We start from the raw sequence: 9,240 nt of genomic DNA, 5'->3' as shown, positions 1-9,240 counted from the left end.
CTAATATTACAGACGTAACTTATGTGCGTTAATCGCCTTTTCCCGGGTTTGTCGAGTCAGTTGCAAAAACAACAAAGCATCGACATCAAGGTGTAAAATTGTGATTAACCACAAAGAAACCAGGTGATTATTGGCTGTAATTCAAAGCCACATCTCACTCTGGTTGGCTGTAACTGTCAGCAGATGAGAGTAACGATAAGGGGTCACGTGCTACATAACCTTAATCTAGATCAAAAAACCCCATTGATTGGCGGTCAATGGGGCGGTTTTGGTAAAAAATGTCTTGATCTCAGTTAAGCTTTCGACCGGTTTTTGTCACACCTTGGGCACATCAAAGCCAAAATGCAGATAGGCGCGCTGGCTGGCAATTCGGCCACGCGGGGTGCGTTGTAAATAGCCTTGCTGGATCAGATAAGGCTCAATCACATCTTCAATGGTGTCTTTTTCTTCACCAATCGCCGCGGCCAGGTTATCTAAGCCGACCGGCCCCCCATCGAATTTTTCAATAATGGCGTTGAGCAGTTTGCGGTCCATGTAGTCAAACCCTTGGCTGTCAACGTCCAGCATATCCAAGGCGCGCTGGGCGATGTCGGGACAGATGTGGCCACTGCCTTTTACTTCGGCAAAGTCGCGCACACGGCGGAGTAAACGGTTGGCAATCCGTGGTGTACCACGTGAACGACGCGCCACTTCCTCGGCCCCTTCGTCTTCCATCGACAACGCCAAGCAATGCGCACTGCGTTTTACAATCCCGGTTAAATCACGCACGTTGTAGTATTCCAAACGCTGGGTAATACCAAAACGGTCACGCAGGGGGGATGTCAGTGAGCCCGCACGGGTGGTGGCGCCAATCAGGGTAAACGGTGGCAAATCGATTTTAATCGAGCGGGCGGCTGGCCCTTCACCAATCATAATATCCAGTTGGTAATCTTCCATGGCGGGATACAAGACTTCTTCCACCACTGGGCTTAGGCGATGAATTTCATCGATAAACAGCACATCATGAGGCTCTAGATTGGTGAGCAAGGCGGCAAGATCACCGGCTTTTTCTAGCACGGGGCCTGAGGTGGTGCGAATACTCACGTCCATTTCGTTGGCAACAATATTGGCCAAAGTGGTTTTACCGAGGCCGGGCGGGCCAAAAATCAGCAGGTGATCCAGGGCTTCTTGGCGTTTGCGTGCGGCATGGATAAAAATTTCCATTTGCCCACGCACGTGGTCTTGGCCTTGGTAGTCATCTAGTAACTTGGGGCGTATCGCGCGGTCAATCACTTCATCTTCGCGATCGGGCGTGGTTTGCGCCGAAATTAAACGATCAGCTTCTATCATGGGTTACACCATCGAGCGCAGCGCGTGACGAATGACGTCTTCACTGCTCATGTCATCGGTTGCAATTTGTTTTACCACTTTTTCTGCTTGTGCCGCTTTATAGCCCAAGGCGACCAGGGCACTCACCGCTTCGTCTGCCGCGGTTGAGACCGTGGTCGGAGCTGGACGAGTGGCCGCCCCCTCGCCAGTAGCCGCATCCGTATGCGGGGTAAAGAGATCGAATGCTTCCCAGTTTTTAAGCCGGTCGCGCATTTCAATCACCAAGCGTTCCGCGGTTTTCTTCCCTACCCCGGGAATTTTCACCAAGGTCGATACATCGTTATGCTCAACACTGTCGACAAAATGATTGGCTGTCATTCCCGACAAAATCGCTAATCCGAGCTTAGGCCCCACGCCATTGGCTTTGATCACTTCCCGAAACAGCGCCCGCTCGCGTTTGCCACTAAAGCCATAGAGTAATTGCGCGTCTTCACGGACCACAAAGTGGGTATACACAGTGGCCGTCTCACCCACGTCCGGCAGTTGATATAGACAGTTCATGGGCATGCTCACTTCGTAACCGACGCCGTTTACGTCAATTAAAATCTCCGGCGGCTGCTTTTCTATCAGGGTTCCGTGTAATCGGCCTATCACAATCGATTCTCTGTTTGTTACTTTCCCTTCAGGATAAAGAATAACTGGATGTATATCCAGTCGAATTAACGGAATACGGAATACGGAATACGGAATACGGAAAGAGCATATCGTGCCAGCTTTGGTCGATAAAGGTCCTAGGGCCTAGGAACTGCTTTCTGCTCTCTTCTGTACTCCGTAAGCGAAGCGCTCTGTATTCAAGATCCCGAATACCGATGACGGAATACAGAGTACAGAAAAAGCAATAGCYTCAGCGCGAGCATGATCTGCTTTATCTAGTCTCTAGCCTCTAGAAGCGAAGCGTCTCGTCTCTTTCTGTACTCCGTAAGCGAAGCGTTCTGTATTCAAGATCCCGAATACCGATGACGGAATACAGAGTACAGAAAAAGCAATAGCCTCAGCGCGAGCATGATCTGCTTTATCTAGTCTCTAGCCTCTAGAAGCGAAGCGTCTCGTCTCTTTCCGTACTCCGTAAGCGAAGCGCTCTGTATTCAAGATCCCGAATACCGATGACGGAATACAGAGTACAGAAAAAGCAATAGCYTCAGCGCGAGCATGATCTGCTTTATCTAGTCTCTAGCCTCTAGAAGCGAAGCGTCTCGTCTCTTTCCGTACTCCGTAAGCGAAGCGCTCTGTATTCAAGAGTAAAAAGCGCTTTTACCGATATCGGCCGCGGCGGGCGGCGTTGGCTTTGCCGGCCATGGCGATCAGGGTGTGGTTGGTGTGGGCATGACAAATCGCCACGGCCAGGGCATCGGCGGCATCGGCTTGGGGGGTGGCGCTGAGTTTCAACATGTGGGTGACCATATGCTGCACTTGCTTTTTATCCGCGCTACCTTTGCCGACGACTGCTTGCTTGATAAGCCTTGCTGCGTATTCAGATACCGGTAAATCGGCATTCACCGCCGCAACGATGGCACTGCCCCGTGCTTGGCCCAATTTAAGCGCCGAGTCGGCATTACGGGCCATAAATACTTGCTCAATGGCAAAGTTGTCCGGCTGAAATTGGGTGATCACTTCGCTCACCCCTGCATAGATATGCTTCAAGCGACCGGGTAAGTCGTCGGTTTCTGTCCGAATACACCCACTACCGAGGTATTCAAGATGCCGCCCCTGTTGGCGGATCACCCCATAACCGGTGATCCGCGAACCTGGGTCAATCCCCAGTATAATGGTCATTTAGCTTAAACTCGCTGCCACTTCATCCGAGATATCCCCGTTATGATAGACCTCTTGCACATCGTCAAGGTCTTCTAACGTATCGATAAGACGCAGTAACTTCGGTGCGGTATCTGCATCTAACTCGGCTTTGGTCGATGGCACCTGGGTCACTTCGGCGCGTTCCGCTTCAAACCCGGCTTTATCGAGGGCATCTTTGACGGTACCAAAATCATTGGGGGTGGTGTAGACATCGATTGAGCCGTCGTCATAGGTGACCACGTCTTCTGCCCCGCCTTCGAGTGCCGCTTCCATGACGTCATCTTCTTCCAGGCCAGACGCATAGGTCACAACGCCTTTTTTATCAAATAGGAAGCTGACCGAGCCGTCAGTGCCTAGGTTACCGCCAGATTTGGAAAATGCGTGACGGACACCTGACACGGTACGATTGCGGTTGTCGGTCATGCATTCCACCATCACCGCGGTGCCCGCTGGGCCATACCCTTCGTAAATCACGGTTTCCATGTTGTCGTCGCCATCACCGCCAGCTCCGCGTGTGATCGCTCGGTTGATGGTGTCGCGTGTCATATTGTTAGATAGCGCTTTATCGACCGCCGCACGCAAGCGTGGATTGGTTTCTGCTTCGGGACCACCTTCTTTGGTGGCAACCACTAATTCTCGAATCAGTTTGGTGAAAATCTTACCGCGCTTCGCGTCTTGAGCGGCTTTACGGTGTTTAATATTCGACCACTTACTGTGACCTGCCATATCGATTCTCCGTTTTTTTGCGCTCCCCTCACGTGAAAGGAGTAATCAGAAAAAACGCGCCTTGGCTTTTCAGTCTGAGGCGCGTTGATGAAATGACGTTAAGGTAACGTTATTCGCTTTGTTCGCTTTGTTCGTTTTGCTCGGCTGCCACGGTAATGCTGAGCGCTAGCTCTTCAAGCGCGGCGTCATTGGCAATACTTGGCGCATCCGTCATCAAGCACGCTGCGGCTGTGGTTTTCGGGAACGCAATGACGTCACGAATGTTCTCAGTGCCAGACAGCAGCATCACCAAACGGTCCATACCAAATGCCAAACCTGCGTGTGGTGGGGTGCCGTATTTTAGCGCGTCGAGCAAGAAACCGAACTTCTTGCGCTGCTCTTGCTCGTCAATGCCTAGGGTCTCAAAGACGGCTGCTTGCATTTCTGGGTTATGAATACGCACCGAGCCACCGCCAACTTCATAGCCATTAATCACCATGTCGTAGGCATTGGAGTTCGCCGCGGCTGGATTGGCTTTTAGCTGTTCTGGCGTGACGTCAGTTGGCGCTGTAAATGGGTGGTGCATGGCGTGCAGGTTGCCTTCGTCGTCTTCCTCAAACATCGGGAAGTCCACTACCCACAGCGGGGTCCAAGCTTGGGTGTCGGTCAGTTCAAGATCCAAACCTAATTTTACACGCAATGCGCCCAGCGCTTCGGTGACTACCGATTTTTTGTCGGCGCCGAATAAGATAATGTCCCCGCTTTGCGCGTCAGTGCGTGACAGAATGCTCTCCACGACATCCGCGTTAAGGAACTTGGCGACGGGCGATTGAATACCGTCAAAGCCGGCGTCGCGATCGTTGACCTTCATCCATGCCAAGCCTTTGGCGCCGTAAATGCTAACAAAATGGGTGTACTCATCAATTTGTTTGCGAGATAAGCTGGCGCCACCTGGCACGCGGATGACTGCCACGCGGCCTTTTTCATCGTTCGCTGGACCAGAGAAGACTTTAAATTCAACATCTTTGACAATGTCGGCCACATCGACGATTTCAAGCGGGTTACGCAAGTCTGGCTTATCAGAGCCAAACCGACGCATCGCTTCTTCATATTTCATGATGGGGAAGGTACCCAAATCGACGTTGAGTAGCGACTGCCACATTTCGCGGATCATTTGCTCGGTCACGTCACGTACTTGTTCAGCGCTCATGAACGAGGTTTCGATATCGATTTGGGTAAATTCTGGTTGGCGATCCGCGCGCAAGTCTTCATCTCGGAAGCACTTCACGATTTGGTAATAGCGATCGAAGCCGGACATCATCAGTAGCTGTTTAAACAGCTGTGGCGATTGTGGCAAGGCATAAAAGCTGCCTTTGTGAACGCGGCTTGGCACCAAGTAATCGCGCGCACCTTCCGGGGTTGCTTTGGTCAGTACCGGGGTTTCGATATCTAAAAAGTCGTTCTCATCCAGGAAGCGACGGACAAAGCTGGTAGCCTTGGCACGCAGTTTAATGCGATCGCTCATCTCTGGACGACGCAAGTCGAGGTAGCGGTACTTAAGACGCTGCTCTTCAGAGATAAACTGGTTAAAGTCAATCGGCATCGGTGCGCTGCGGTTGATAATCTCCAACCCTTTCGCCACCACCTCGACTTCGCCGGTGGCCATATCACGGTTGATTTGGCTGTCTGGACGTGCACGGACTTCACCACGAATGGCAACACAGAATTCGTTACGCAGTTTATTGGCATGTTCGTAAACGTCACCCATATCAGGATCAATCACAACTTGCACCAGACCTTCTCGGTCGCGCATGTCGATAAAAATCAAGCCGCCCAAATCACGACGACGATTAACCCAACCACAAAGACTTACTTCTTGCCCGACATGGGCTTTATTCAGGTGACCACAATATTGGGTGCGCATAGACTATTCCTGATCTGTTCTGATAATTCTGCTTGCCCCCTTGGGCACAAGCCTGTCAATTCTGAGGGAAATTCGACAACAGCCTTTGTCGTACCTGACGGTACGCCCCCGCGACTGCCGTTACTGTCAAAGACCTGCCATTATAAAGGAAAAGCCCCGCTCTTGGTAAAGCGATCGCGTGTTTTTATTCTGTTTCTCCTTCATATGTTTTTTTTCCCCGGTTGCGATTAGGCTACCGCAACGTGTATTGACCAATCATAACGACGCCATGTCTCTGATGCTACATCAACTGTCCGATCCGCCGTTGCGCCTTGGTTTGACCCAGTGGTCTCATCCCAGTTGGCAGCACCATTTTTATCCTCCAGGTACCCGTTCGGGTGAGCGTTTAGCCCGCTACGCAGAGGTATTCAATACGGTTGAGGGCAATACCACCTTTTACGCGTCGCCGTCGCCACAGACGGTGGCGAATTGGGCGGCCGCGACGTCAGACACTTTCCAATTTACTTTTAAGTTTCCCAAAACCATTACCCATCAATGCCAGTTGCGCCATGCGCAAGATTTAACGCGGGATTTTATTCATTTGATGGCGCCTCTCCATGATAAAATTGGCCAGTGGACGATTCAGCTGCCGGCCCGCTTTGGTCCTGAAGGCTTGCCGGATCTGGCCGCCTTTTTGCAAAGCTTACCGGCGGATATCTTTATCGGCGTGGAAGTACGGCACCCGGCTTTTTTTGCCAAAGGAGAGGCAGAGAAAGCGTTGAATCGACTCTTGATCGCCCATCATGCCAACCGAGTGATCATGGACAGTCGTCCTGTGTTCGCGGCGAAACCGGACACGCCAGCGGTGATTGATGCACAAAAGAAAAAGCCGCGTGTCCCCGTGCATGCGATTGCCACCAGCGATGCGCCTATGGTGCGGTTTATTGGTCATCCTGAGCTGGCAGACAATAGCGCATTTTTTGAACCATGGATCCCACGTTTATCTCAATGGATAGCCGCGGGCAAAACGCCCTATTTAATGATTCATACCTCGGATAACGACCAGGCCCCGGCGCTCGCGGCACGCTTGTATCAACGTCTTGATTTATCAACGCCACTGGCTTCAGTCACCCGCGCCGCGCAAAGTCAGCAAGGGGCACTGTTTTAGTGTATCCACGCAAGGTGCGCGCTCACCGTGCAGACAGGCGCTGAAAAATTCACTACAATACGCCGCTTTTGCGATAGGGTTTGCTGGCGTCAGGTGCTCACACTGGCCAGCTGGGCTGATTTGTAGGGGCTTATATGGCTAATCAGGATAAAATTTTCGCGGCGCCGATTGAGAAGATGGGCGACTTTACCTTCGATGAGAATGTCGCCGAAGTGTTCCCGGATATGATCCAGCGCTCGGTGCCTGGGTACAGCAACATTATCTCGGCGATTGGTATGCTGGCGAAACGCTTTGCCACGCCAGATAGCCATATTTACGATCTCGGTTGCTCGTTGGGCGCTGCCACCCTGTCGATGCGCCGCCATATTCCTCATGATAGCTGTACCATCATCGCGGTTGATAATTCACAAGCGATGGTGGAGCGTTGCCGTTTGCATGTGAATGCCTATCGCGGCGCTGCCGATGTTGAGGTGCGTGAGGCTGATATTCGCGATGTGACGATCACTAATGCCTCCATGGTGGTGCTTAATTTTACCCTACAATTTTTAAGCCCGGACGATCGCCAAGCGCTACTCACCCGCATCTATCAAGGATTAAAACCGGGCGGGATCCTGATTTTGTCGGAGAAGTATTGCTTTGAAGACGAAACCGCCAATGAACTGCTGATTGACTTGCACCATGACTTTAAACGCGCCAATGGTTACAGCGAGCTTGAGATCAGTCAAAAACGCAGTGCGCTAGAAAACGTGATGCGCCCAGATAGCATTGATACCCATAAAACGCGATTGAGCGAGATTGGTTTTAGCAGTGTCGCCATGTGGTTTCAATGTTTTAACTTTGGGTCGATGTTCGCGATTAAATAAGATAAGCGATGACATAAAGCGATGCGTCCCGTCATCCCGGTACGCTATTGATCTATTTAGATCATTGATCCAGTTACACCATTAATCTATTTACACCATTGATCGAGTTACACCCTTGATCCAGTCAACCCTTTGATTCAGCGAAACACGCCATTAAGTACGAGTAATCTGATGTTTGATTTTTCCGATTTTTATCAACTGATCGCCAAAAACCGTCTCTCTCATTGGTTAGAAGTTCTGCCGGCGCAATTGGCGGAGTGGCAAACCCAGCCCCATGGCGATATGCCAAAGTGGATAAAAGTGCTGAATAAAATCCCGACCGATGCGCCCGAGCAGGTGGAGCTAAAAGATAGGGTCCAGATTGGCGATGCCACCAGCTTGCCTGCCGGTGAGCGTAAAAAGTTAGAAAATCTGCTCCGTAGCTTTCACCCATGGCGCAAAGGGCCTTATCAGGTTCACGGTATGGATATCGACACCGAGTGGCGTTCGGATTGGAAGTGGGATCGGGTGCTTCCCCATATCTCTCCGCTCAAAGGGCGCTATGTGCTCGATGTCGGCTGCGGGAATGGCTACCACATGTGGCGGATGTTGGGTGAAGGGGCGGCTCTGACCGTGGGTATTGATCCCTCTGAGCTCTTCTTAATGCAGTTCGACGCCATCCGTCGCTTAATGGGCAATGACCAACGCGCGCATCTGCTGCCCTTAGGAATCGAAAAACTCCCTGCCCTGCGTGCATTTGATACCGTGTTTAGCATGGGCGTGCTTTACCACCGTCGCTCGCCGCTCGATCATCTAATGCAACTCAAAGATCAGTTGGGGAAAGACGGTGAGCTGATACTGGAAACCTTGGTGATTGATGGCGATGAAAACGCTGTATTGGTGCCATCAGGCCGCTATGCACAAATGCGCAATGTCTACTTTTTCCCTTCGGCGCGTGCGCTCAAAGTGTGGTTGGAAAAAGTCGGATTTGTCGATGTCCGTATTGTCGATGAATGTGTCACCACCACCGATGAGCAGCGCAGCACAGCGTGGATGACCCATAACTCGTTGCCAGAGTATCTAAACCCAGATGACCCGACGCAAACCATCGAAGGGTATCCGGCGCCTAAACGCGCAATTTTAGTGGCACGCAATCCTGATTAAATCGCGCCAGGCGGCGTGTGCTGTGGTTAATGTTACCTAGTGTAGTTAATTTGACCTAGAGCACACGCAATGCTGACGCTGATGTCGCGATCTGCGCCCTTTTATTGTTGTTCACTTTATGCACAAGGGCGCGACTGCCTGTTTTCGGGCAATTTTTCACCGATAGCGTTGATATAATCAACGTTTAGTCAATTCTGACTAACATTTGACAGAATCCCTCTATCCATCTTGGTCGCATCCTTTAGAATCTGCGCTCAGCCTCACTTTTGATCCATTGTTTGAGGCGATACGGCCAG

The 9,240-nt window shown here is 51.3% G+C and carries 8 protein-coding genes; 3 read left to right on the top strand and 5 right to left on the bottom strand.

Annotated elements, in window-relative coordinates; translation table 11 throughout:
- Positions 1 to 315: 315 nt before the first annotated feature.
- From ruvB to aspS, 5 genes are all read right to left on the bottom strand, one after another.
- Positions 316 to 1,329 (bottom strand): Holliday junction branch migration DNA helicase RuvB, encoded by a 1,014-nt coding sequence (ruvB, locus tag BZG80_RS12715; RefSeq protein ID WP_077661274.1) that lies wholly within the window; start codon positions 1,327 to 1,329, stop codon positions 316 to 318.
- Positions 1,330 to 1,332: 3 nt separating this feature from the next.
- Positions 1,333 to 1,962, bottom strand: coding sequence for a Holliday junction branch migration protein RuvA (gene ruvA / locus BZG80_RS12710; RefSeq protein WP_021024357.1), 630 nt, complete (start codon positions 1,960 to 1,962; stop codon positions 1,333 to 1,335).
- Positions 1,963 to 2,619: 657 nt separating this feature from the next.
- Positions 2,620 to 3,141, bottom strand: coding sequence for a crossover junction endodeoxyribonuclease RuvC (gene ruvC / locus BZG80_RS12705; protein WP_021022886.1), 522 nt, complete (start codon positions 3,139 to 3,141; stop codon positions 2,620 to 2,622).
- Positions 3,142 to 3,888 carry a YebC/PmpR family DNA-binding transcriptional regulator gene (locus BZG80_RS12700; protein WP_077460427.1) on the bottom strand — a complete coding sequence of 249 codons (747 nt, stop codon included), beginning with the start codon at positions 3,886 to 3,888 and terminating at the stop codon, positions 3,142 to 3,144.
- Between the two features lie 109 nt (positions 3,889 to 3,997).
- Positions 3,998 to 5,791 (bottom strand): aspartate--tRNA ligase, encoded by a 1,794-nt coding sequence (aspS, locus tag BZG80_RS12695; protein ID WP_077679507.1) that lies wholly within the window; start codon positions 5,789 to 5,791, stop codon positions 3,998 to 4,000.
- Between the two features lie 277 nt (positions 5,792 to 6,068).
- Between aspS and BZG80_RS12690 the strand changes: the two genes are divergently transcribed.
- From BZG80_RS12690 to cmoB, 3 genes are all read left to right on the top strand, one after another.
- Positions 6,069 to 6,938, top strand: coding sequence for a DUF72 domain-containing protein (locus BZG80_RS12690; RefSeq protein WP_077679506.1), 870 nt, complete (start codon positions 6,069 to 6,071; stop codon positions 6,936 to 6,938).
- Between the two features lie 134 nt (positions 6,939 to 7,072).
- Entirely contained in the window at positions 7,073 to 7,801 is a 729-nt protein-coding gene (cmoA, locus tag BZG80_RS12685; RefSeq protein ID WP_021022363.1) for a carboxy-S-adenosyl-L-methionine synthase CmoA, read from the top strand.
- Between the two features lie 171 nt (positions 7,802 to 7,972).
- Positions 7,973 to 8,944, top strand: coding sequence for a tRNA 5-methoxyuridine(34)/uridine 5-oxyacetic acid(34) synthase CmoB (cmoB, locus tag BZG80_RS12680; protein WP_077661269.1), 972 nt, complete (start codon positions 7,973 to 7,975; stop codon positions 8,942 to 8,944).
- Positions 8,945 to 9,240: the final 296 nt, after the last annotated feature.

Source organism: Salinivibrio sp. MA440, from assembly GCF_001996265.1.
In the GTDB taxonomy this organism is placed as follows: domain Bacteria; phylum Pseudomonadota; class Gammaproteobacteria; order Enterobacterales; family Vibrionaceae; genus Salinivibrio; species Salinivibrio costicola.
The sequence above is the reverse complement of the archived record's forward strand: the minus strand, read 5'-3'. Positions and strand labels throughout refer to the sequence as shown.

Bases quoted from the DNA above. Each gene is read 5' to 3' on its own strand.
- ruvB (WP_077661274.1), bottom strand. From the start codon at position 1,329: ATGATAGAAGCTGATCGTTTAATTTCGGCGCAAACCACGCCCGATCGC.
- ruvC (WP_021022886.1), bottom strand. From the start codon at position 3,141: ATGACCATTATACTGGGGATTGACCCAGGTTCGCGGATCACCGGTTAT.
- BZG80_RS12700 (WP_077460427.1), bottom strand. From the start codon at position 3,888: ATGGCAGGTCACAGTAAGTGGTCGAATATTAAACACCGTAAAGCCGCT.
- aspS (WP_077679507.1), bottom strand. From the start codon at position 5,791: ATGCGCACCCAATATTGTGGTCACCTGAATAAAGCCCATGTCGGGCAA.
- BZG80_RS12690 (WP_077679506.1), top strand. From the start codon at position 6,069: ATGCTACATCAACTGTCCGATCCGCCGTTGCGCCTTGGTTTGACCCAG.
- cmoA (WP_021022363.1), top strand. From the start codon at position 7,073: ATGGCTAATCAGGATAAAATTTTCGCGGCGCCGATTGAGAAGATGGGC.
- cmoB (WP_077661269.1), top strand. From the start codon at position 7,973: ATGTTTGATTTTTCCGATTTTTATCAACTGATCGCCAAAAACCGTCTC.